Origin of the sequence: Sulfitobacter aquimarinus, from assembly GCF_040149565.1 — a bacterium.
GTDB classification, from domain to species: domain Bacteria; phylum Pseudomonadota; class Alphaproteobacteria; order Rhodobacterales; family Rhodobacteraceae; genus Sulfitobacter; species Sulfitobacter aquimarinus.
In genome coordinates this window covers 111,872-133,659 of sequence record NZ_JBEFLO010000002.1, presented here as the reverse complement: position 1 = coordinate 133,659, position 21,788 = coordinate 111,872, and the positions used below count along the sequence as shown (strand labels likewise).

At 59.2% G+C, this 21,788-nt stretch carries 23 protein-coding genes; 15 read left to right on the top strand and 8 right to left on the bottom strand.

Translation table 11 applies throughout. The annotated features are described in order from the left end of the window. Positions 1-4: 4 nt before the first annotated feature. The 7 genes from ABMC88_RS04740 to mdh all read right to left on the bottom strand — a co-directional run bounded on the left by ABMC88_RS04740 (position 5) and on the right by mdh (position 6,107). Positions 5-784: a succinate dehydrogenase iron-sulfur subunit gene (locus tag ABMC88_RS04740; protein WP_349575696.1), complete on the bottom strand. Its 780-nt coding sequence runs from the start codon at positions 782-784 to the stop codon at positions 5-7. Positions 785-838: 54 nt separating this feature from the next. After that, entirely contained in the window at positions 839-1,168 is a 330-nt protein-coding gene (locus ABMC88_RS04735) for a hypothetical protein (RefSeq protein WP_349575695.1), read from the bottom strand. Continuing rightward, positions 1,165-2,061: a hypothetical protein gene (locus ABMC88_RS04730; RefSeq protein ID WP_349575694.1), complete on the bottom strand. Its 897-nt coding sequence runs from the start codon at positions 2,059-2,061 to the stop codon at positions 1,165-1,167. Before ABMC88_RS04730 ends, ABMC88_RS04735 begins: the two co-directional genes overlap by 4 nt. A gap of 2 nt (positions 2,062-2,063) precedes the next feature. Beyond that, entirely contained in the window at positions 2,064-3,869 is a 1,806-nt protein-coding gene (sdhA, locus tag ABMC88_RS04725) for a succinate dehydrogenase flavoprotein subunit (protein WP_349575693.1), read from the bottom strand. A 197-nt stretch (positions 3,870-4,066) separates the two neighbouring features. Then, complete coding sequence (sdhD, locus tag ABMC88_RS04720; protein WP_349575692.1) at positions 4,067-4,438, bottom strand: succinate dehydrogenase, hydrophobic membrane anchor protein; 372 nt, start codon at positions 4,436-4,438, stop codon at positions 4,067-4,069. Between the two features lie 11 nt (positions 4,439-4,449). Continuing rightward, positions 4,450-4,833, bottom strand: coding sequence for a succinate dehydrogenase, cytochrome b556 subunit (gene sdhC / locus ABMC88_RS04715; protein WP_349575691.1), 384 nt, complete (start codon positions 4,831-4,833; stop codon positions 4,450-4,452). A 311-nt stretch (positions 4,834-5,144) separates the two neighbouring features. Continuing rightward, the gene (gene mdh / locus ABMC88_RS04710; protein WP_349575690.1) at positions 5,145-6,107 is read right to left on the bottom strand and encodes a malate dehydrogenase; all 963 of its coding nucleotides are present in this window, start codon (positions 6,105-6,107) and stop codon (positions 5,145-5,147) included. Positions 6,108-6,499: 392 nt separating this feature from the next. Here mdh and ABMC88_RS04705 point away from each other — a divergent pair, with 392 nt between their 5' ends. Continuing rightward, positions 6,500-7,255 carry a sulfite exporter TauE/SafE family protein gene (locus ABMC88_RS04705; protein ID WP_349575689.1) on the top strand — a complete coding sequence of 252 codons (756 nt, stop codon included), beginning with the start codon at positions 6,500-6,502 and terminating at the stop codon, positions 7,253-7,255. Here the strand turns inward: ABMC88_RS04705 and ABMC88_RS04700 are convergent. Beyond that, positions 7,252-7,584 carry a hypothetical protein gene (locus ABMC88_RS04700; protein ID WP_349575688.1) on the bottom strand — a complete coding sequence of 111 codons (333 nt, stop codon included), beginning with the start codon at positions 7,582-7,584 and terminating at the stop codon, positions 7,252-7,254. The two genes, ABMC88_RS04705 and ABMC88_RS04700, sit on opposite strands and share 4 nt — an antisense overlap. A 298-nt stretch (positions 7,585-7,882) precedes the next feature. Between ABMC88_RS04700 and ABMC88_RS04695 the strand changes: the two genes are divergently transcribed. From ABMC88_RS04695 to lpdA, 14 genes are all read left to right on the top strand, one after another. Beyond that, complete coding sequence (locus tag ABMC88_RS04695; protein ID WP_349575687.1) at positions 7,883-8,740, top strand: HpcH/HpaI aldolase/citrate lyase family protein; 858 nt, start codon at positions 7,883-7,885, stop codon at positions 8,738-8,740. Between the two features lie 5 nt (positions 8,741-8,745). Continuing rightward, positions 8,746-9,300 carry an NnrU family protein gene (locus tag ABMC88_RS04690; protein ID WP_349575686.1) on the top strand — a complete coding sequence of 185 codons (555 nt, stop codon included), beginning with the start codon at positions 8,746-8,748 and terminating at the stop codon, positions 9,298-9,300. A gap of 15 nt (positions 9,301-9,315) precedes the next feature. Then, on the top strand, positions 9,316-9,519 hold the full coding sequence (locus ABMC88_RS04685) for a DUF1737 domain-containing protein (RefSeq protein ID WP_267167720.1): 204 nt from the start codon (positions 9,316-9,318) through the stop codon (positions 9,517-9,519). A gap of 1 nt (position 9,520) precedes the next feature. Beyond that, positions 9,521-10,573, top strand: a complete 1,053-nt coding sequence (locus ABMC88_RS04680; protein ID WP_349575685.1) for a MaoC family dehydratase — start codon at positions 9,521-9,523, stop codon at positions 10,571-10,573. A gap of 363 nt (positions 10,574-10,936) precedes the next feature. Further along, positions 10,937-12,130 carry an ADP-forming succinate--CoA ligase subunit beta gene (gene sucC / locus ABMC88_RS04675; RefSeq protein WP_349575684.1) on the top strand — a complete coding sequence of 398 codons (1,194 nt, stop codon included), beginning with the start codon at positions 10,937-10,939 and terminating at the stop codon, positions 12,128-12,130. A gap of 5 nt (positions 12,131-12,135) precedes the next feature. Continuing rightward, on the top strand, positions 12,136-12,654 hold the full coding sequence (locus tag ABMC88_RS04670) for a succinyl-CoA synthetase subunit beta (RefSeq protein ID WP_349575683.1): 519 nt from the start codon (positions 12,136-12,138) through the stop codon (positions 12,652-12,654). Further along, positions 12,651-13,121: a hypothetical protein gene (locus ABMC88_RS04665; RefSeq protein ID WP_349575682.1), complete on the top strand. Its 471-nt coding sequence runs from the start codon at positions 12,651-12,653 to the stop codon at positions 13,119-13,121. Before ABMC88_RS04670 ends, ABMC88_RS04665 begins: the two co-directional genes overlap by 4 nt. 59 nt (positions 13,122-13,180) lie before the next feature. Further along, positions 13,181-14,068, top strand: coding sequence for a succinate--CoA ligase subunit alpha (gene sucD / locus ABMC88_RS04660; protein WP_349575681.1), 888 nt, complete (start codon positions 13,181-13,183; stop codon positions 14,066-14,068). Between the two features lie 464 nt (positions 14,069-14,532). Further along, positions 14,533-17,487, top strand: a complete 2,955-nt coding sequence (locus ABMC88_RS04655; RefSeq protein ID WP_349575680.1) for a 2-oxoglutarate dehydrogenase E1 component — start codon at positions 14,533-14,535, stop codon at positions 17,485-17,487. A gap of 3 nt (positions 17,488-17,490) precedes the next feature. Then, a complete protein-coding gene (odhB, locus tag ABMC88_RS04650; protein WP_349575679.1) occupies positions 17,491-18,987 on the top strand; it encodes a 2-oxoglutarate dehydrogenase complex dihydrolipoyllysine-residue succinyltransferase in 1,497 nt (498 codons plus the stop codon). Positions 18,988-18,998: 11 nt separating this feature from the next. Continuing rightward, on the top strand, positions 18,999-19,445 hold the full coding sequence (locus tag ABMC88_RS04645; protein WP_349575678.1) for a hypothetical protein: 447 nt from the start codon (positions 18,999-19,001) through the stop codon (positions 19,443-19,445). A 241-nt stretch (positions 19,446-19,686) separates the two neighbouring features. Next, positions 19,687-19,956, top strand: a complete 270-nt coding sequence (locus ABMC88_RS04640) for a hypothetical protein (protein WP_349575677.1) — start codon at positions 19,687-19,689, stop codon at positions 19,954-19,956. Positions 19,957-19,968: 12 nt separating this feature from the next. Next, positions 19,969-20,364, top strand: coding sequence for an MAPEG family protein (locus ABMC88_RS04635; RefSeq protein WP_349575676.1), 396 nt, complete (start codon positions 19,969-19,971; stop codon positions 20,362-20,364). Positions 20,365-20,397: 33 nt separating this feature from the next. After that, complete coding sequence (lpdA, locus tag ABMC88_RS04630; RefSeq protein WP_349575675.1) at positions 20,398-21,786, top strand: dihydrolipoyl dehydrogenase; 1,389 nt, start codon at positions 20,398-20,400, stop codon at positions 21,784-21,786. The last annotated feature ends 2 nt before the right edge of the window (positions 21,787-21,788 follow it).

Sequence of the window (21,788 nt, the reverse complement as noted above, 5' to 3'; positions counted from 1 at the left end):
GGGCTTAGACGGTCCGCTCAACCATCAGCTTTTTGATCTGGCTGATCGCCAGCGCAGGGTTCAGGCCCTTGGGGCATGTCTTGGCGCAGTTCATGATCGTGTGGCAGCGGTAGAGTTTGAAGGGATCCTCAAGATCGTCCAAACGCTCGCCCGTGCCCTCGTCGCGGCTGTCGATGATCCAGCGGTAGGCGTGCAGCAAGGCGGCGGGCCCAAGGTAGCGGTCGCCGTTCCACCAGTAGCTGGGGCATGAGGTCGAGCAGCAGGCACACATGATGCACTCATACAAACCGTCAAGCTTTTCACGATCGTCAATCGACTGCTTCCACTCTTTCGCGGGGGCAGGTGTATCTGTCTCCAGCCACGGTTTGATCGAGGCGTGCTGCGCGTAAAAATGTGTGAGGTCGGGGATCAGATCCTTGACCACAGGCATGTGTGGCAGAGGGTAGATTTTCACCACGCCTTTGACCTCCGCCATGCCGTAGGTACAGGCCAGCGTGTTGATCCCGTCGATGTTCATCGCGCAGGACCCGCAGATGCCTTCGCGGCACGAGCGGCGGAAGGTCAGGGTCGGGTCGACCTCGTTCTTGATCTTGATGATCGCGTCCAGGATCATCGGGCCGCAATCGTCGAGATCGACGAAATACGTGTCTACCGACGGGTTTTTGCCATCATCAGGGTTCCAACGGTAAATGTGGAACTCCTTGATATTGGTGGCACCTTCGGGTTTGGGCCACGTCTTGCCGCTGGTCATGCGGGAGTTTTTGGGGAGCGTCAGTTGTACCATGATGCTGTTCCTTTGGTCGGTAGGGCGCGCAGAATTTGCGCGGCGAAGTTCAAATTAAAATGCGTTCACCGCACGCTGGCGCAAACAATCCTGAGTGACGGGGCGGGCCAGAACGGCACGCACAACGGCGACGGTGTCATCATCAACGCCCACAACCGTGGCTTTGGCCAATTCGCGCACCTCAACGGCGGCGGCGTTGTCGATGATGCAGCCAGTGAATGTCTCGATCAGGGGCTTTGGCACCTGCGGGAAATGGATCGCGACGACTTCGGTCACGGCGGATGCCGCGGCTTTGCGGCCTGTTTTATCGGCGGCGTCCTGTACTTCGGTGCAGGCGGTCAGGGCCAGTGCGGCGGCGGCAAGGGGGATGAATGCTCGGATCATGTGTGGGCCTCTCTGGGCGGTAGGGTCATGTGCAGTTTCGCGCGTTCGGCCAGCGTGGCCATCCGATCTGCATCTTGTTCGAAATGGGGAAGGATACGTTGCATGAACCGCAAATCATGGGCAGCTGTCCACAAAAGCACCTGATATTCCGCGTCATTCGCCATGGCCGCATCGCGGGCCACACTGTCAAGATCAGCGGCAGAGGCGACCTTTTTCTGGAACGACGAGCCACCGCCATACCGCTGCACCTTGCCACGGCCCAGATCGCGCTGCGGCAGGTTCAGCTGTGCCAGAATGCGGGCGCGGTAGTCTTCGGACAGCATCCAGTCGTCATAGCATATGGGGATCACGCCCTCAGCTGCGGCGACACGGTCCAGCCCTTGCGCATAGGTCGCAAAAGCCAGCGTCATGATGCGCATACGGTCGGTCGCACCGAAACCTTCGTTCTTTTTAATCTTCGCCAAAAGCGATGCGGACCAGTTCAGAAAGCTGCGGTAAATGATGACCTGCTGCGTGAAATCACCGTCGGCGAAGCTGTTGCTTGCTTTTTGCGGCTGGCCTGCGGGTTGCGGCATCCGGTCTTCGTAGGAGACGACAACCATCGGCGCATGGCCGCCCTGTGCGATCCGGTCCGGATCTGCCACATCGATATGCGGCTGCTTTTCACCCGCTGCGTTATACACATCAAGCGAGCCGTAAGCCCGCAGCGGGTCTTTGCCAAATTTGCAGTTGTTATAAAAGATCGCACCGCTGGCCGCGTCAGGCATGTTCCGCAAGAGCCAGTCGATAATCGCGTGGTTGCCAGAGCGGCGCATGCCGAACACCTGTAGCGCGCAGGTGGGGGAATACCCCGCCCGCGCCCAAGGTGTCGCAATCTGCGCCGCCACTGTCATGCTTAGTAAACCCGCGCTTTCGGCGCGATTTTCTTCAGGTCAATCCCGCCCTCGTTATGGCTGGTCAGCGGCGTGGTGTGTACGCCACGGAAGCCGAGGCTGGCCTCGTTGCCCTCAAACCAGATGAGCGAGTGCTTGCGCCAGTTCTCGTCATCGCGGTCCGGGTAATCCTCATGCGCGTGGGCGCCACGGCTTTCCTTGCGTGCGGCGGCTGCGGTGATGGTGGCCACCGCATTTGGCATCAGGTTGGTCAGCTCCAGCGTTTCCATCAAGTCCGAGTTCCAGACAAGCGAGGTATCGGTGACTTTGACGTCTGACATTTTGGCGCTCACGCCTTTCATCTTCTCCTCGCCCTCGGCCAGCGTTTTGTCGGTGCGGAACACCGCCGCGTCGGCCTGCATGGTTTGCTGCATCTCAAGGCGCAGCTCGGCCGTGGGCACGTGACCCTTGGCATAACGCAATCCGTCAAAGCGCGAGAACGCCGCCTCGACCGAACGTTTGTTCGGCGTTGGGACAGGTGTTTTCGGGTCCACGATCTCGGCGGCGCGAATGGCCGCGGCGCGGCCAAAGACCACGAGGTCGATCAGCGAGTTCGAGCCCAGACGGTTCGCACCATGCACAGAAGCACAGCCCGCCTCGCCCACAGCCATCAAACCGGGGGAGACATTGTCAGGGTTGTCTTTGGTCGGTGCCAGCACCTCACCCCAATAGTTCGTAGGAATACCGCCCATGTTGTAGTGCACGGTGGGCAGTACAGGGATCGGCTCTTTGGTCAGGTCAACGCCGGCAAAGATGCGGGCGGATTCGGAGATACCCGGCAACCGCAGGTCCAGCGTTTCTGGAGGCAGGTGGTTGAGGTGCAGGTGGATGTGGTCGCCCTTATCGCCCACACCGCGTCCTTCACGGATTTCCATCGTCATACAGCGGGAAACAACATCGCGGGACGCGAGGTCTTTGTAGGTCGGCGCGTAACGCTCCATAAACCGCTCACCTTCGGAGTTGGTGAGGTAGCCACCTTCGCCGCGCGCGCCTTCGGTGATCAGGCAGCCCGCGCCGTAAATGCCGGTGGGGTGGAACTGCACGAATTCCATGTCTTGCAGCGGCAGGCCCGCACGGGCCGTCATGCCACCGCCGTCACCTGTGCAGGTGTGGGCGGAAGTCGCAGAGAAATACGCACGGCCATAGCCGCCCGTGGCCAGCACGACCATCTTGGCGCTGAACAGGTGCATTGTGCCGTCATCGAGCTTCCAGCACAGCACGCCCTCGCAGACGCCGTCGTCGGACATGATCAGGTCAATGGCGAAATATTCGATGTAGAATTCCGCGTTATGCTTGAGCGATTGACCGTAAAGCGTGTGCAGAATCGCGTGGCCGGTACGGTCAGCGGCGGCACAGGTGCGCTGCACGGGGGGGCCTTCGCCGAATTCGGTGGTGTGGCCGCCAAACGGGCGCTGGTAAATCTTGCCTTCTTCGGTGCGCGAGAATGGAACGCCGTAATGCTCAAGCTCGTACACCGCTTTGGGGGCTTCGCGGGCGAGGTATTCCATCGCATCCGTGTCGCCCAACCAGTCAGATCCCTTGACGGTGTCATACATGTGCCACTGCCAGTTGTCGGGGCCCATGTTCGACAGGCTGGCCGCGATGCCGCCTTGTGCTGCAACCGTGTGCGAACGCGTCGGGAAGACCTTGGAAATACAGGCCGTCTTCAGCCCCTGCTCGGCCATGCCGAGTGTCGCGCGAAGGCCCGCGCCCCCTGCCCCTACAACTACAACGTCGTATTCGTGGGTTTCATATTCATAAGCAGCCATGTCGTGCCCTCTCGATGTTTGGGGTCTGTGCGCGCACTCCGCGCAGCCGATCCCGTAAATGTCGCCGACGCTTTGCGTCGAAAGTGGAATTCCCTAAATGGCGGAACGACCCGCCCTTTCGTCTATACTTAGCATGGGCGGCGGTTCAGCAAAGGTTAAACCGCCACGCCATATGTCGCACCCCGACAAGGCGCGGATCAAAGCGCGAGACGCGCAATCGCAAAGATGCCGATGGCCGCCGCGCCGTAGCTGATGCAGGTCATCGCGATGATGGCGATCTTTTGCGCCAGCCCGTGCACGTAATCCTCCAGCAGGGTCCGCACGCCATCATTGAAGTGCTTGAAGCTCACCAGAATTGTCAGGGCCGCGATGATCGCGGGGAAGGGCCGCGCATAGTAGGCCACGATGTCCTCATAGCTGCCGCCAAGGGCCGCCCCGAAGGTAAAGACAAAAAGCGGCAGCAGGATCAGCAAAGCGACCGAGCTGAGTGTCATGGACCAGTGGTGCGCACTGCCCGATTTGGCAGAGCCAAGGCCGGCGGCGCGTTTGCGGTCTGTCATAAATGCCATGTGTTCGCTCCTTAAACCGCGATGACGGTGATGAGGGTCAGGAGGACCGAGCCGCCGATGCAGGCCCAACCAAGTTTTTCGGCCGTGGGAATGTCCATCATGACGGCGTTATCCCAGATCAGGTGACGCACGCCTGCCAGCGTGTGATACCACAAGCCCAGCACAGAGAAGAACATAACCAGATCGCCAAACCAGCTGGTCAGCAGACCATCCACGATTGCAAAGTAGGCAGGACCACTTGCCGCCGCCAGGAACCACCAAACGACCAGCAGCGCAGTGATCAGCATTGCGTTGCCCGTGATACGGGTGAGGATCGAGGTCATTGATGTCAGCTGTGGACGATAAATCGTCAAATGCGGCGAGAGAGGGCGGTTGCCCCGGTTCACATCGGCCATGAGAGGCTCCTTTTTGCATACTTGGAGCTAGTACTATCAAATTTTGCGCCCGTGTCACCTATGCAGACGGCAATTCGCAGGGCTGTTTGCGCTAATTGGGATATAAATTGTCGCAGCCCGCCAGTTTTGTGATCACACGATACTTGACTGTGATCACAAATAAAGGAAGGCGCATCAATAAATGAGAACGGCGGCAGAAAATTACAAAATTTTCTGGGACAGGCTTTGAGACAAAGCCTGCGCTTCCGGTCTGAAATAGAAAAGGGCGTGCCCGAACATGCACGCCCCTAAATTGTGGTATATGGTCGAGCTTACGACAGCGAGCCGTCGATGCCTTTGCACGCCTCGACCAGACCCTTCACTGCGGTGACGGAGTTGTCGAACATGGCTTGCTCGTCTTTATCCATTGAAATCTCGACGACTTTCTCAACGCCGCCTGCGCCGATCACTGTCGGTACGCCAACGTAAAAGCCGTTCAGACCGTAGGCACCATCAACGTAAGCCGCGCATGGCAGCACGCGCTTTTGGTCACGCAGGTAGGCTTCGGCCATCTCGATCGCCGAAGTTGCAGGGGCGTAAAACGCGGAACCTGTTTTCAGCAGGCCGACAATCTCGGCGCCGCCGTCACGGGTGCGCTGCACGATAGCGTCTAGTTTCTCTTGCGTGGTCCAGCCCATTTTTACCATATCCGGCAAAGGGATGCCTGCAACGGTCGAATACCGCACCAGCGGCACCATCGTGTCACCGTGGCCGCCCAGCACGAAGGCCGTCACGTCGCGCATGGAGACGTTGAACTCTTCCGCAAGGAAATGACGGAAGCGCGCCGAATCGAGAACGCCAGCCATGCCGCAGACTTTTTCATGTGGCAGACCCGAGAATTCGCGCAGAGCCCAGACCATCGCGTCGAGCGGGTTGGTGATGCAGATCACGAATGCGTTTGGCGCGTGGGCAGCAATGCCTTCGCCAACGGATTTCATAACCTTGAGGTTGATGCCCAGCAGGTCATCACGGCTCATCCCTGGTTTGCGGGCAACACCGGCAGTCACGATGCACACGTCTGCGCCAGCAATGTCTGCGTAATCCGAGGTGCCGGACATGGCCACATCAAACCCTTCGGAAGGGCCGGATTCAGCGATGTCGAGTGCTTTGCCCTGTGGCAGGCCGTCGGCGATGTCGAACATAACGACGTCGCCCAATTCTTTGACAGCGGCGAGGTGGGCCAATGTGCCACCGATGTTACCCGCGCCGATCAGCGCAATTTTGGCTCGTGCCATTTTGGAGTACTCCATAAGGTTGCGTTCGGCGCGGGCTTAAACCCATCTGCCCAACCATGCAAGTTGGAGTTCTGTTCACTTGAATGCACAATTAATGTGCTTTTGCGCCTAGTCGTTATCGAACGCATTGAATCTGGGCGCATCGTCCAGGGCGACTTCCTAAGGGTTCATGGCAAAATATTTATCGCTATGCGTGTCTTTGACAACGTCTGGGCCGCTTATCTCCGCCGTGACCTTGCTGTTCACACTGCGCCAGAATCTTCCTTGCGCATCATGGCATGCAGGTGCTCCTGACACAGGCCTTCGATCGGGCAAAACCGAAAGGGGGCATTGGATACCCCTGACACCTAGCCTAAAAAGCAAAATTAGTCCTACCTTTTCAAGAGGCGAACATGCTCAATCTCGACCTTTGGTTCTTTGCGGTGGCTGGCCCTGCGGTCTTGTTTGCGGGCATTTCAAAAAGCGGGTTTGGCTCGGGCGCGGCTTTTGCCTCGGCTTCGGTGCTGGCGTTGGTTGTTGATCCGGGGCTGGCGCTTGGGGTTATGTTGCCCCTCTTGATGCTGGTCGATGTGGCTTCGCTGCGGCCCTATTGGGGGCGCTGGCATCGGCGCGAGGCGCTGTTGATTATCGCGGGTGCGCTGCCGGGGGTCGCGCTGGGGGCTGCGCTCTACCGCGTGGCATCGCCCGATGTGCTGCGGCTGCTGATCGGGACCCTGTCGGTTGGATTCGTGGCGTGGCAAATCAGCATAAAACAGGGCTGGCTGCGGATCGGGACGCGCCAAATGCCCGACGGTGCTGGCGTGATTGCGGGTGTGGCTGTGGGTTTTACCAGCTTTGTCAGCCATGCGGGCGGACCGCCTGCCGCCGTTTTCCTGCTGTCGCGCCAGTTGGGCAAGACAGGATATCAGGCGACTTCTGTCCTTATCTTCTGGGCTGTGAACATAGCCAAATTTATCCCCTATGCGTTTCTAGGGATGTTCACGCTTGAGACGGCGAAGGCCAATCTGATGCTTGCCCCATTTGCGCTGGCAGGCACATGGCTGGGCGTGCGTGCGCACCGGATCGTACCCGAGCGTGCGTTCTTTGCGCTCACCTATGTCTTGCTGACAGTGACGGGCGCAAAGTTGATTTATGACGGGCTGACCTAGGCGTCATTGCCTGCGGCTGGCAGCGCTTCGGCGACCTGCTCATACGATTGCCCCGACGCGACGAGACAGCTAAGGCCGGTTGCTTGCGTCACCAGTATCGTCCAGCTGCCCGTTTCGTCGCTGGCGAAAACCTCGACCATCGCGTTGTTTGATCCGATGCCGACAGATTGGCGCGTTTCGCCATAACCAGTGGCCAAACGCTCAACCACGGTGTCGCGGGGGCCGCAGTTACGCGTGCCTTGTGCGCTGGCTTGTGAGGTAGATGCGATAAACATCGCCGCCGCAGCCGTCAGTGCGGCAAGGTGAAGAATTTTTGCAGTTCGTGTCATATCAGTGCCCTTTCCAGTGGTGAGGCGGGCGCAGGCAACTGCCCCCGATTATCATATCCAGCTACAGCAGCCCCACCGCGGCACGGCCCGATGTGGCCGCTGCGATCTTTTGAAGACATCTGCAACTTCGCCTTCAACCTGCCCTAAGATGCCTGAAAACGGAGTTAACGCTACGTCCGCCCCACGGTGTTGCGCGGTTTGTGCTGCGCTGCGGCACAATTACGCTTGATACTTTGGTCAAAAAATGCCCCTTTTGCGCGCAACATTATTGCGCACCAAATCAACAGGAGCTTGTCCCATGCCATCCATCGCCCGTCCGTTGCGGTCCGTCCTCTATATACCCGGCTCCAAACCCCGCGCATTGGACAAGGCCCGCGGCCTGCCCGCCGATGCGATCATCTTTGATCTGGAAGACGCTGTAATCCCCGAGGAAAAAGTCGCCGCCCGTGCCACATTGGCAGAGGCGCTGGAGACGGGCGGATACGGCGCACGGATGAAGATCATCCGCATCAACGGGCTGGATACCGAATGGGGGGCCGATGACGCACAAGCCGCCGCCGCCATGGGCGCGGATGCTATTTTACTTCCCAAAGTGAACACCCCCGCCGATCTGGACGCGCTGGCCGCGATCACGGGCGATACGCCGCTTTGGGCCATGATGGAGACTCCGCTGGGCATGTTGGGTGCGGCAGACATCGCCGCCCACCCAAAACTGCAAGGCATGGTCATGGGCACCAACGATCTGGCCAAAGATCTGCAAACCCGTTTCCGCGCTGACCGACTGCCGATGATGGCGGGCCTTGGTCTGTGTGTGCTGGCAGGCAAGGCCCATGGCGTGGCGTTGATCGACGGCGTCTATAACGCGTTCAAAGACGACGAAGGCCTGAAGGTCGAATGTGATCAGGGCCGCGATATGGGTTTTGACGGCAAAACGCTGATCCACCCCGCGCAGCTGGACGTGGCCAATGCCGCGTTTTCTCCTTCGGAGGCCGAGGTTGAACTGGCTCAACGCCAGATCGCGGCCTTTGAGGAATGCGAGGCCACAGGCCAAGGCGTTGCCGTTGTCGATGGTAAGATCGTCGAGAATTTGCATGTTGCAACCGCCCGAGAAACCTTGGCTAAACTGGACGCGATCAATGCCATGAACGCGGAGTAACGCATATGACCCTTCTTATCCTCGGCCTTGGACTGTGGGCCGCTGCCCATTATTTCAAACGCCTGATGCCTGACCAACGGGTTGCTTTGGGCAAACCGGGCAAGGGGATAATAGCGGTTGCGATACTGGCCTCGCTGGCGCTGATGATCGTCGGCTACCGCATGGCCGCGTTTGTTCCCGTCTGGACGCCGCCCGGCTTCTTTACGGGCATCAACAATCTGGCGATGCTGTTTGCCCTGTGGGTCTATGGCTCGTCCGCGGCCAAAGGCGCCAAGGCATGGCCCGCTTATAAAACCCGCCACCCGCAGCTGTTGGCCGTGAAAATCTGGGCGCTGGCGCATTTGCTGGTCAACGGCGATCTTGCCTCGATCATCCTGTTTGGCGGCATGTTGGCGTGGGCCGTTGGCTCTGTGATCCTGATCAACCGGGCAGAGCCCGCGTGGACGCCCCCCGCCCCCGCCGAGCGTCCGACCTACATCCGCCTTGCGGTCATCACGGTTGTGATGCTTGTCATCATCACCGGCATTCACGCAGCCCTTGGCGTCAATCCCTTCACCTAAAATCCGGATATCAAAATGAAGCTCTACCGTTTCCTGTCAGAGGAAGACACCTCTGCCTTCTGCCACAAAGTCACCGATGCCCTGAACAAGGGTTGGGAGCTTTATGGCTCGCCCACCCAGACATGGGACCACGCGGCAGGCGTGATGCGCTGTGGCCAGTCTGTCGTGAAAGAGGTCGAAGGCACCTATACCCCCGACACAAAACTGGGAGCGCACTAAGATGTCCGACACAACCACAACAGCCCCCAAGACCAACGCAGGCAACTTCTTTGAAGACTACAGCGTCGGGCAAATCCTGACCCACGCCGTGCCGCGCACCGTCAAAATGGGCGAGCGCGCGCTGTACCACGCGCTCTATCCTGCGCGTCATGCGCTGTATTCGTCCGATCAGTTCGCACAGGACTGCGGCCTGCCGTTCAGCCCGCTGGACGATATGATCGCGTTCCATGTGGTGTTCGGCAAATCCGTGCCCGATGTCTCGCTCAATGCGGTGGCAAATCTGGGCTATGCCCAAGGACGCTGGCTGCTGCCCGTCTGGCCCGGTGATACGCTGCGCAGCCAGTCCGAGGTGATCGGGCTGAAGCAGAACTCGAACGGGAAAACCGGCGTGGTCTATGTGCGCACAACGGGCCTGAACCAACACGGCGAGACGGTGATGGAATACGTCCGCTGGGTCATGGTGCGCAAACGCGACGCCTCGGCCCCCGCGCCGGAAACTGTGGTCCCCGACCTGCCCGCCGCGATCGAGGCGGCCGATCTGGTGATCCCCGAGGGCCTTGATTTCACCAACTACAACTTCGATCTGGCAGGAGAACCGCACCGCCTTGCCGACTATGCCATCGGCGAAAAGATCGACCACGTCGACGGCGTGACCATCGAAGAAGCCGAACATATGATGGCCACCCGTCTTTGGCAGAACACGGCCAAAGTGCATTTTGACACCTCCGCCCGCCCCGACGGGTCGCGGCTGATCTATGGCGGTCATGTGATATCGATGGCGCGTGCGCTGTCGTTCAACGGGCTGGCCAATGCGCAAATGATTGTGGGCCTGAACGGCGGCGCCCATGCCAACCCCTGCCTTGCAGGCGACACGGTGCGCGCATGGTCCGAAGTGCTGGACAAGGCCGAGACCTCCGCACCGGGCGTCGGCGCGATCCGCTTGCGACTGGTCGCGACCAAAGGCGGCGCGCCGTTTGAACTGCGCGGCGAGGATGGCAAATACCGCCCCGAGGTCCTGCTTGATCTCGATTATTGGGCGCTGATCCCAACCTAAGAAAGCCTGCGGCGCTTGGGATCCCTGCGCCGCAGCCCCCCCCAAGGTAAAACGCCGCCAAAACTGCGGATCGAATCCTTTGCCACGGTGCGTGCAATTGACCATCGGCAGGGCCACATCACCCTAATATACAGCGCATTTACGCTATATTTTCGCGAAATCACGCTGACATTCAGACCGATTCCCCATATTTTCAGCAAGAATTCGCTTCTCCCCCGGATTTTGTGATCACACTGTTTTGCCGTGTGATCACAAATGTCACTTTAGGGTAGATTTATTTTTTTCCTCTGCGAATGCTGTTCATGAAACATTACTTATCTCGCGTATACCGCGTCGGGATCAAACCAAAACGGGACCGTGTTTATGAACATCCACGAATATCAGGCCAAAGCCCTTTTGCGCAGCTATGGCGCGCCAGTATCCGACGGGCGCGTCGTGCTCAAAGCCGAAGACGCAAAATCAGCAGCCGCTGAAATGGACGGCCCAATGTGGGTGGTCAAGGCGCAGATCCACGCAGGTGGTCGCGGCAAAGGTAAATTCAAAGAAGCAGACGCTGGCGAAGCCGGCGGTGTGCGTTTGACAAAATCTGTGGCCGAAGCCGCAGAAGAAGCCAAGAAAATGCTGGGTCGCACATTGGTGACGCACCAGACCGGCCCCGCCGGCAAGCAAGTGAACCGCGTCTACATCGAAGACGGCTCTGGCATCGAAACAGAATTGTACCTCGCCCTGCTGGTTGACCGCGAAACATCGCGCGTTGGTTTTGTCTGCTCCACCGAGGGTGGCATGGACATCGAAGAGGTGGCCGAGAACACGCCAGAGAAGATCATCAACTTCTCCGTTGATCCCGCAACTGGTTTCCAAGCGTTCCACGGCCGCCGCGTTGCATTCGCGCTGGGTCTGGAAGGCAAAGCAGTTAAGCAGTGCGTGAGCCTGATGGGTCTGCTGTACAAAGCCTTCATCGAACGTGACATGGAGATGCTGGAAATCAATCCGCTGATCGTTACCGACTCGGGCGATCTGAAAGTTCTCGACGCCAAAGTCTCCTTTGACGGCAACGCCATGTACCGTCAGGCCGAAGTGGCCGAGCTGCGCGACGAAACTGAAGAAGACCCCAAAGAACTCGAAGCCTCCAAATACGACCTCAACTACATCGCGCTCGACGGCGAGATCGGCTGCATGGTCAACGGTGCGGGCCTTGCGATGGCGACGATGGACATCATCAAGCTTTACGGCGCCGAGCCTGCGAACTTCCTTGATGTGGGTGGCGGCGCGACAAAAGAGAAAGTCACCGAAGCGTTCAAGATCATCACCTCTGACCCGCAGGTCAAAGGCATTTTGGTGAACATCTTTGGCGGCATCATGCGCTGCGATGTCATCGCCGAGGGCGTTGTTGCCGCGGTGAAAGAAGTAGGTTTGCAGGTGCCACTGGTTGTGCGTCTTGAAGGGACCAATGTTGAAGAGGGCAAAGCCATCATCAACAACTCGGACGTGGACGTGATTGCTGCGGACGATCTGAAAGACGGCGCACAGAAAATCGTGAAAGCCGTCAAAGGCTGATCGTGGTGATTGCAGCTTGCGCCACAACCCTCTGCCTGACCGCCTCTTTGGCGGCGGGCAGTGCTGTGGCGCAGGATGCAGATGCTGTGGGCCGTGCCTTTGCGGATCATTGTTTTAGCCCGCACCTGACGGCTGAGACTGCGCAAGCGCGGATTGGTCCTTCGGGCGCACGGGTCGATTTCTACGACCTGCGTCCGTTTTCGGATGCGGCTCCATCGCCTGTTGTCGGGCGTCCCATGACGGCTGGCACGGATCGCCGCTGCGAAGTGGCGTTTGACGGTCATGCCCCTGTCAAAGCTCTAAACTGGCTCAGGACGGGGATTGAGCAGGAAGGTCTGCTGCACAAAGAAGCAGACGTGCCCGAGGGGTTCGCCCCCCAAGATGGGATGTCTTTCATCGCCGCGGCACAGCTCAACCCCAACCGGATCGCAGTGATTCAGGTCGGCGTGCGCGGGCCTGCGGACGCGCCCGAGACTTTCATCAACGTAGAGCGGCTTACCCCGCTCAATGAGGTATCGAAATGACCCACATGACCGCCTTCATTTCTGCACGGCGTGCGGCGCTGGTGCTGTGCATTGCGGCCCTTGCCGCGTGCAGCGCGGAAGGGACCGACAAAACCGGCGTGCGGACAGGCTCCCAAACCGTCCACCCCGGAGCCGAAGCGGCACCCAAACGCACATACCTGAGCCCCAACAGATTGTCGCCTGCGGTGGCTGCCAAAAAGGCAAACGCCTTGTTTGACCGCTATTGTTTGTCAGGCAAGTCCAACGCAAGCATCGCAAACACCCTGCGCGGATCCAGCAAATTCCGTGACGCAAAAGTCATCCGTGCGGGCGATGCCACCTTTACTTTCTATCCGCTTGCGGACGGCACACGGGGTGGCATCACCCTTGTGAAAAACAGCATCGGCGGTCTGCGCTGTAGCGTCGGCATCGAGAATGTCGGCCCGAATCTTTACGAAAACGGCAGGATCACCCGCCCCAAAGTTTGAACCCATCGCACGCAAGTGTGGCGTCATGTGACGCAAATACAAAAGAAAAGAGGACCATCATGGCCGTACTAGTCGACGAAAACACCAAAGTCATCTGTCAGGGGCTTACCGGCTCGCAAGGCACATTCCACACCGAGCAAGCAATTGCTTACGGCACCAAGATGGTCGGCGGCGTGACCCCCGGCAAGGGCGGCCAGACGCACCTTGACCTGCCCGTCTTCAACTCGGTCCACGAGGCGCGCCACGTGACCGAGGCGAACGCTTCTGTCATCTACGTCCCGCCCCCCTTCGCCGCCGACTCCATTCTTGAGGCGATCGACGCAGAGATGGAACTGATCATCTGCATTACCGAAGGCATTCCCGTACTGGACATGATGCGCGTTGAGCGCGCCCTGAACGGCTCCAAATCCCGCCTGATCGGCCCCAACTGCCCTGGCGTGATCACGCCAGACGCGTGCAAGATCGGCATCATGCCCGGCCACATCCACAAACGCGGCTCTTGCGGTGTTGTGTCCCGCTCTGGCACGCTGACCTATGAGGCGGTCAAACAGACCACCGATCTGGGCCTTGGCCAATCCTCTGCCGTAGGCATCGGCGGCGACCCCATCAAAGGGACCGAGCATATCGACGTGCTGGAGATGTTCCTTGCTGATGACGAGACAACCTCGATCATCATGATCGGTGAAATCGGCGGCACCGCCGAAGAAGAAGCCGCCCAGTTCCTCGCGGATGAAAAGAAAAAAGGTCGCTGGAAGCCCACCGCAGGCTTCATCGCAGGCCGCACCGCCCCTCCCGGCCGCCGCATGGGCCACGCAGGCGCGATTGTCGCGGGCGGCAAAGGCGACGCAGAGAGCAAGATCGAAGCCATGCGCGAAGCTGGTATTGTTGTGGCTGACAGCCCTGCGACACTGGGTGAAGCCGTGCAAGAAGCGATTGCAAAGGGCTAATCTTGGTTGAAGTCTGGAGATATGCGCAATGTGCACTCCCCGACCGAGGGTGGGGGAGAATTCTCCGCCCGTGGGCGCGCTCGGGGAATGCACGGCCTATCGTCCGTGTGGCGCGAAAAATTGAGCCCAGCTCTGGTACTTTCCCATGACCCGACTAGTGTTATTGATGCCCGCTTTGGTTCTCATCGCATATTATACGTTTGCGCATTGGATAAGATTTCCAGAGCGCAGCGTTCAATCAGCTCAGTATACGCCAAGCGGTCTGCGCGTGCTTCTTGTCGACTTTCCTGGCGACCCCAATATCGTATCTTACGATCCACGCGTTCTGAGCGATGCAGATATCCAAACATTTGCGAACATGCATTGCCAGTATTCCGAAATTCGAATCGAAAAGTTAGAGCCCACTTGGCTCAGCCAACTGCGTGGCGAACAGCGCGCGCGCTTCATTTGCTGAGGACACTCACATGACCGACCATCCCGCCAACGACCAATTCCACGCCTCCTCCTTTATGCAAGGCCACAATGCCGAGTATCTGGAGCAGATGTATGCGCGCTACGCCAATGACCCCAACGCGGTTGACGAAAGCTGGCAGGAGTTCTTCAAAGCGCTTGGCGACGATAATGGCGCTGCGCAGGCCGAAGCCGCTGGCCCCTCATGGGCGCGCAGCGACTGGCCGCCCATGCCGGGCGATGATCTGACAAACGCGCTCACGGGCGAATGGCCCGCCGAGGCGAAGGCCGCCGGCGGCAAGATCGCCGAAAAGGCAAAGGCGCAAAACGTCGAGTTGTCGGACGATCAGGTGCAGCGTGCCGTGCTGGATAGTATCCGTGCGCTGATGATCATCCGTGCTTACCGCATCCGTGGTCACCTTGCTGCCGATCTGGACCCGCTGGGCATGCGCGAGATGGACAACCACCCCGAGCTGGACCCCGCCTCTTACGGGTTTCAGGGCGCGGATATGGACCGTCCGATTTTCATCGACAACGTGCTGGGCCTGCAAATCGCAACCATGCGCCAGATCACCGACATCCTCAAAGCCACCTATTGCGGCACCTTCGCGCTGCAATATATGCACATCTCCAACCCTGAAGAGGCCGCATGGCTCAAGGAGCGGATCGAGGGGTACGGCAAGGAAATCCAGTTCACCAAGCAAGGCCAGAAGGCGATTCTGAACAAGCTGGTCGAAGCGGAGGGCTTTGAGAAGTTCCTGCACGTCAAATACATGGGCACCAAGCGTTTCGGCCTTGATGGCGGCGAAAGCCTGATCCCCGCGATGGAGCAAATTATCAAACGCGGCGGCAGCCTTGGTGTGCGCGAAATCGTGATCGGGATGCCCCACCGTGGGCGTCTCTCGGTGCTGGCCAATGTCATGCAAAAACCCTACCGCGCCATTTTCAACGAATTTCAGGGCGGTAGCTTCAAGCCTGAAGACGTCGATGGCTCGGGCGATGTGAAATACCACCTCGGGGCGTCCAGCGACCGCGAATTTGACGGCAACACCGTACACCTGTCGCTGACGGCCAACCCCTCGCACCTTGAAGCGGTGAACCCCGTTGTCATCGGCAAGGTCCGCGCCAAGCAGGACCAGTTGGGCGACACAGACCGCACCGCGGTCATGCCCATCCTGCTGCACGGCGATGCCGCCTTTGCGGGTCAGGGCGTTGTGGCCGAATGTTTTGCGCTGTCAGGTCTGCGCGGTCACAAGACCGGCGGCACGATGCACATCGTGGTCAATAACCAGATCGGCTTTACCACCGCGCCGCACTTCTCACGCTCGTCCCCCTATCCCACCGACAACGCGCTGGTGGTCGAGGCGCCGATTTTCCACGTCAACGGCGACGATCCCGAGGCCGTGGTCCACGCCGCGCGCGTTGCCACAGAATTCCGCCAGAAGTTCCACAAGGACGTGGTGATCGACCTGATCTGTTACCGCCGCTTTGGCCATAACGAGGGGGACGAACCGATGTTCACAAACCCCGTTATGTATAAAAAGATCAAAAAGCAGAAAACGACCCTCACGCTTTATACCGACCGTCTGGTCAAGGACGGGCTGATCCCCGAAGGCGAAGTCGAGGACATGAAGGCCGAATTTCAGGCCCGCATGAACACCGAATTCGAAGCCGGCAAAGAATTCCGCCCCAACAAGGCCGACTGGCTGGATGGCAAGTGGTCCCACCTTGATAAACGCGGCGAGAAGTATCAGCGCGGCGCAACCGCGATCAAGCCCGAGACGCTGGCCGATGTCGGTGCCGCAATCAGCACCGTGCCTGAAGGCTACCCGCTGCATAAAACCGTTGGCCGTCTGATGGATGCCAAGGCCAAGATGCTCAGCAGCGGCGAAGGATTTGACTGGGCCACGGCCGAGGCGCTGGCCTTTGGCTCACTGCTCACCGAAGGGTACAAGGTCCGCCTTGCGGGGCAAGACTCTGCACGCGGCACCTTCTCCCAACGCCACTCGGCCCTGATCAATCAGGAGACCGAGGACCGGTATTACCCGCTCAACCACATCCGCGAAGGTCAGGCCGAGTATGAGGTCATCGACTCGATGTTGTCCGAATACGCCGTGCTGGGTTTTGAATATGGCTACTCACTGGCAGAGCCGAACGCACTGACCCTGTGGGAAGCGCAATTCGGCGATTTCGCCAACGGTGCGCAGATCATGTTCGACCAGTTCATCAGCTCTGGCGAAAGCAAATGGCTGCGCATGTCGGGCCTCGTGTGTCTGATGCCGCACGGCTATGAGGGCCAAGGCCCCGAACACTCCTCTGCACGTCTGGAAAGGTTCCTGACCATGTGCGGCGGCGACAACTGGATCGTGGCCAACTGCACCACGCCCGCCAACTACTTTCACATCCTGCGCCGCCAGCTGCACCGCAGCTACCGCAAGCCGCTGATGTTGATGACCCCGAAATCCCTGCTGCGTCACAAGCTTGCCGTCAGCAAGGCCGAGGAATTCACCACAGGCTCCAGCTTCCACCGCGTGCTGTGGGATGACGCGCAGCAAGGCAACTCCGACACCACGCTGGTCGCGGATGACAAGATCAAGCGCGTTGTGATGTGTTCGGGCAAGGTCTACTATGACCTGCTGGAAGAACGCGACGCACGCGGCATCGACGATGTCTACCTGATGCGGTTCGAGCAGTTCTACCCCTTCCCCGCGCAATCCGCAGTGAAGGAGCTGGAGCGGTTTAAAAACGCCGAAATGGTCTGGTGCCAGGAAGAGCCCAAGAACCAGGGCGCGTGGAGCTTTATCGAGCCAAACCTCGAATGGGTTCTGGGCCGTATCGACGCCAAACACGGCCGCCCCGAATATGCGGGCCGCGCGACCGCCGCGTCACCCGCCACGGGCCTCGCGTCACAACACAAAGCACAACAAACGGCGCTCGTGAACGACGCGCTGACAATCAAAGGATCCTGACCCATGAGCAATGAAGTCCGCGTGCCCACATTGGGTGAATCTGTTACCGAAGCCACTGTGGCGACATGGTTCAAGAAACCCGGCGATACTGTCGCCGTCGATGAAATGCTGTGCGAGCTGGAGACCGACAAGGTCACCGTCGAAGTGCCCAGCCCCGTTGCAGGCACGCTCAGCGAGATCGTCGCCGCCGAAGGCGAGACTGTTGGCGTAGATGCCCTACTTGCCATGGTGTCCGAAGGTGGTGCTGCCGAAGCACCCGCCGCCGCAGCCGAAGCCAAGCCCGCCAAGGCGGATGATGCAGGTGCCGCCGTTGACGTCATGGTCCCCACCTTGGGCGAAAGCGTGACAGAGGCCACCGTCAGCACATGGTTCAAGAAGGTCGGCGATACCGTCGCGCAGGACGAGATGCTGTGCGAGCTTGAGACCGACAAAGTCTCGGTCGAGGTGCCAAGCCCCGCCGCAGGCACGCTGGCCGAGATCGTTGCCGCCGAAGGTGACACCGTCGATGCCAGCGCGAAACTGGCCGTTATCTCTTCCGGTTCTGGCGCCGCAGCCAGCGCCCCTGCCGCAGCCCCTGCCCCCGCAGCGGCCGCACCCGCAGGCGGCAAGGACGTCGAAGACGCCCCATCGGCCAAAAAAGCGATGGCCGAGGCAGGCCTTACCCGTGATCAGGTTACGGGAACGGGCCGCGATGGCCGCGTGATGAAGGATGATGTGGCCAAAGCACTGGCAAGCACTTCCTCTGCCGCACCTGCCCCGACAGCAGCCGCGCCGCGTGCTCCCTCCTCTGCCGACGATGCAAGCCGCGAAGAACGGGTCAAGATGACCCGCCTGCGCCAAACCATCGCCCGCCGCCTTAAGGAAAGCCAGAACACAGCCGCAATGCTGACCACCTACAACGAGGTCGACATGACCGAGGTGATGGCCCTGCGTAGTGAATACAAAGACCTGTTTTTGAAAAAGCACGGCGTGAAACTGGGCTTTATGTCCTTCTTCACCAAGGCCTGCGTCCACGCACTGAACGAAGTGCCCGAAGTCAACGCCGAGATCGACGGCACCGATGTGGTCTACAAGAACTTCGTGCATATGGGCATTGCCGCAGGCACGCCCACGGGCCTTGTGGTGCCCGTCATCCGCGACGCGGACTCCATGAGCTTTGCCGGCATCGAAAAAGCCATCGCCGAAAAAGGTGCGCGCGCCCGTGACGGCAAGCTGAGCATGGCAGAAATGCAGGGCGGCACTTTCACCATCTCTAACGGCGGCGTTTATGGCTCGCTCATGTCTTCGCCCATCCTGAACCCCCCACAGTCGGGCATTCTGGGGATGCACAAAATCCAAGACCGCCCCATGGCGATCAACGGCGAAGTTAACATTCGCCCGATGATGTACCTCGCGCTGTCCTACGATCACCGCATCGTGGACGGCAAGGGCGCCGTGACCTTCCTTGTGCGGGTGAAAGAAGCACTCGAAGATCCCCGCCGCCTGTTGATGGATCTGTAAAGAGGCCAGCAATGCGAACAGATGAGGGGCAGCCGATCAGTCGTCTAGCGGCAGGCCAAAAGCCTCTCATTCTTTCCAAAATTGCAGGAGTGCGCTGCCCAACTTGCAACGCTCTCCAGCCCATCTATCGCATGAACCGCACAAACCCTCATAAAGGATGGAACAAAGTAGCAGCCCACGAATGTAGCTCCTGCAAAAGCTGGTTATACTTTGATGGCAAAGGGCGATATCGTCGGTTCTTTCTCATCGGCGCGCCGCTATTTTTACTGTCCGCAGGTATAGGCGCGGAAGCTGTGACACATATTGACGGCCTCCATCATTTTCATGAAGCGCGTGGAGGTAGCGAAGGGAACTTCCTCGGGTTTCTCGTAACCGTTTTTCTCTTCGTCATCCCAACAGTATTTTTCACGTCCCGATTTGAAAGCGTTCAAACACTAGAAAAGAACGGGCAGATATAGAAAGATGGCTTACCTCTCTCCCAAAACCCTGACCTGCCCTTCCTGTAACCATACAGAAGAGCTAACTTGGATCACGGGCATCCCCCTAGACAACCAACCCCGCGCTGGACGAGGATATGTCAAAGTGCACAAGAGTGGGGGTTGGATCATCGAAAAGACCGATGGCGCAAGCCATGTATATTGTCCCTCATGTGACACCAAAGTTACCGAACGCAGCCTGAAACCCTAAGGAGAGCTAACCATGGACATCCAGATGATCTGTCACTTTGAGGTCACCGATTTCGACACATGGCAAACCGCGTTTAACGGCGATGACGAAGCGCGCCGTGACGCGGGCCTTGGCGTGCTGCAAATCTGGCGCGATGCCGACAGCAGCACACACGCCTTTGCCCTGTTGGCCGTGAACGATCGCGCCCGCGCCGAAGCGTGGATCACCCGCTCGAACGCGCTCAGCTCGGATGACGCGTCAACCGTGACCCATGCCAGCCACTTTTTCATCCAGACCGCATAAGGCCCGCCCGTTATGACCGTCGAGCTGACCGCCCTGACCCTTGCCGCGCTGCTGCAATACGTACAATTCGTAATGTACGCCCTGCCCGCCAACATTGAGCTGGGCACAGGCTATACCATGTCCGCCCGTGACCGCGAGCCGTCGCGCAGCATGACGGACAAGACCGCCCGCCTTGGCCGTGCGTTCACGAACCACTTCGAAGGGCTGATCCTGTTTGCCGTCGCGGTGATCGTGACACAGCTGTCCGGGCAAAACACGCCCTTCACGGCGGTCTGCGCGACCGTTTATCTGTTCTCTCGCATCGTTTATATTCCGGCCTATGCGCTGGGGTGGCGCCCTTGGCGATCCATCATCTGGGTCGTGGGCTTTATTGCAACATTCCTCATCCTCGCTGCGGCCCTGTTCTAAGCGCCGCCTGCACTCTTACCCAAGGAGACATTCATGTCTGACTATGACGTCATCATCATCGGTTCCGGCCCTGGCGGCTATGTCGCGGCAATTCGCTGCGCGCAACTGGGCCTTAAGACAGCTTGTGTCGAAGGGCGCGAGACGCTGGGCGGTACATGCCTGAACGTGGGCTGCATCCCGTCCAAGGCCCTGCTGCACGCCTCGCACATGCTACACGAGGCCGAGCATAACTTTGCCGAGATGGGCCTGAAGGGCAAAAGCCCCTCGGTCGACTGGGCACAGATGCAAAAGTACAAACAGTCCACCGTTGATACCAATACCAAAGGCATCGAGTTCCTGTTCAAAAAGAACAAAGTCGACTGGATCAAAGGCTGGGCCACCATCCCGGAGGCGGGCAAAGTCACCGTGGGCGACGACACCCACACCGCCAAGAACATCATCATCGCCACAGGCTCCGAGCCTGCGCCGCTGAAGGGCGTTGAGGTTGACGAGAAAGTCGTGGTGTCCTCGACTGGGGCACTAACGCTGGGCAAAGTGCCCAAAAAGCTGGTCGTGATCGGTGCGGGCGTGATCGGGCTGGAGCTGGGGTCCGTCTATGCGCGCTTGGGCTCTGAGGTGACTGTTGTTGAGTACCTTGACCACATCACCCCCGGCATGGACGCCGAAGTCAGCCGCCAGTTTCAGAAGATGCTGACCAAACAGGGGTTGGAATTCATCATGGGTGCCGCGGTTCAAAAGACGGAAAGCACCAAGTCAAAGGCCAAAGTGACCTATAAACTGCGCAGCGACGACAGCGAACATACGCTGGACGCGGACGCGGTGCTGTTGGCGACGGGTCGCCGCCCGTTTGTGGACGGTCTGGGCCTCGAGGCTTTGGGTGTTGAAATGACAGACCGTGGCCAGATTGCCGTGAACGACCAGTGGCAGACGTCTGTAAAAGGCATCTATGCGCTGGGTGATGTGATCGAAGGGCCGATGCTGGCGCATAAAGCCGAAGACGAAGGCATGGCCGCGGCCGAAGCAATTGCGGGCCAGCACGGGCACGTGAACTACTCGGTCATTCCAGGTGTGATCTACACCCATCCCGAAGTCGCAAATGTCGGCGAGACGGAAGAGACCCTGAAAGCGGCGGGCCGTGACTATAAGGTCGGCAAGTTCAGCTTTATGGGCAATGCACGGGCCAAGGCCAATTTTTCTGGCGACGGGTTTGTGAAGCTGCTGGCCGACAAGCAGACCGACCGCATTCTGGGCTGTCACATCATTGGCCCAGCAGCGGGCGACCTGATCCATGAAGTATGTGTTGCGATGGAATTCGGCGCATCAGCCCAAGACCTCGCCATGACCTGCCACGCCCACCCGACCTATTCAGAAGCGGTGCGCGAAGCGGCATTGGCCTGCGGTGACGGCGCCATTCATATGTAGCG

Excerpts from the sequence above, each read along its gene's own strand:
- ABMC88_RS04740 (WP_349575696.1), bottom strand. The coding sequence starts at position 784 with ATGGTACAACTGACGCTCCCCAAAAACTCCCGCATGACCAGCGGCAAG.
- ABMC88_RS04735 (WP_349575695.1), bottom strand. The coding sequence starts at position 1,168 with ATGATCCGAGCATTCATCCCCCTTGCCGCCGCCGCACTGGCCCTGACC.
- ABMC88_RS04730 (WP_349575694.1), bottom strand. The coding sequence starts at position 2,061 with ATGACAGTGGCGGCGCAGATTGCGACACCTTGGGCGCGGGCGGGGTAT.
- sdhA (WP_349575693.1), bottom strand. The coding sequence starts at position 3,869 with ATGGCTGCTTATGAATATGAAACCCACGAATACGACGTTGTAGTTGTA.
- sdhD (WP_349575692.1), bottom strand. The coding sequence starts at position 4,438 with ATGGCATTTATGACAGACCGCAAACGCGCCGCCGGCCTTGGCTCTGCC.
- sdhC (WP_349575691.1), bottom strand. The coding sequence starts at position 4,833 with ATGGCCGATGTGAACCGGGGCAACCGCCCTCTCTCGCCGCATTTGACG.
- mdh (WP_349575690.1), bottom strand. The coding sequence starts at position 6,107 with ATGGCACGAGCCAAAATTGCGCTGATCGGCGCGGGTAACATCGGTGGC.
- ABMC88_RS04705 (WP_349575689.1), top strand. The coding sequence starts at position 6,500 with ATGCTCAATCTCGACCTTTGGTTCTTTGCGGTGGCTGGCCCTGCGGTC.
- ABMC88_RS04700 (WP_349575688.1), bottom strand. The coding sequence starts at position 7,584 with ATGACACGAACTGCAAAAATTCTTCACCTTGCCGCACTGACGGCTGCG.
- ABMC88_RS04695 (WP_349575687.1), top strand. The coding sequence starts at position 7,883 with ATGCCATCCATCGCCCGTCCGTTGCGGTCCGTCCTCTATATACCCGGC.
- ABMC88_RS04690 (WP_349575686.1), top strand. The coding sequence starts at position 8,746 with ATGACCCTTCTTATCCTCGGCCTTGGACTGTGGGCCGCTGCCCATTAT.
- ABMC88_RS04685 (WP_267167720.1), top strand. The coding sequence starts at position 9,316 with ATGAAGCTCTACCGTTTCCTGTCAGAGGAAGACACCTCTGCCTTCTGC.
- ABMC88_RS04680 (WP_349575685.1), top strand. The coding sequence starts at position 9,521 with ATGTCCGACACAACCACAACAGCCCCCAAGACCAACGCAGGCAACTTC.
- sucC (WP_349575684.1), top strand. The coding sequence starts at position 10,937 with ATGAACATCCACGAATATCAGGCCAAAGCCCTTTTGCGCAGCTATGGC.
- ABMC88_RS04665 (WP_349575682.1), top strand. The coding sequence starts at position 12,651 with ATGACCCACATGACCGCCTTCATTTCTGCACGGCGTGCGGCGCTGGTG.
- sucD (WP_349575681.1), top strand. The coding sequence starts at position 13,181 with ATGGCCGTACTAGTCGACGAAAACACCAAAGTCATCTGTCAGGGGCTT.
- ABMC88_RS04655 (WP_349575680.1), top strand. The coding sequence starts at position 14,533 with ATGACCGACCATCCCGCCAACGACCAATTCCACGCCTCCTCCTTTATG.
- odhB (WP_349575679.1), top strand. The coding sequence starts at position 17,491 with ATGAGCAATGAAGTCCGCGTGCCCACATTGGGTGAATCTGTTACCGAA.
- ABMC88_RS04645 (WP_349575678.1), top strand. The coding sequence starts at position 18,999 with ATGCGAACAGATGAGGGGCAGCCGATCAGTCGTCTAGCGGCAGGCCAA.
- ABMC88_RS04640 (WP_349575677.1), top strand. The coding sequence starts at position 19,687 with ATGGACATCCAGATGATCTGTCACTTTGAGGTCACCGATTTCGACACA.
- ABMC88_RS04635 (WP_349575676.1), top strand. The coding sequence starts at position 19,969 with ATGACCGTCGAGCTGACCGCCCTGACCCTTGCCGCGCTGCTGCAATAC.
- lpdA (WP_349575675.1), top strand. The coding sequence starts at position 20,398 with ATGTCTGACTATGACGTCATCATCATCGGTTCCGGCCCTGGCGGCTAT.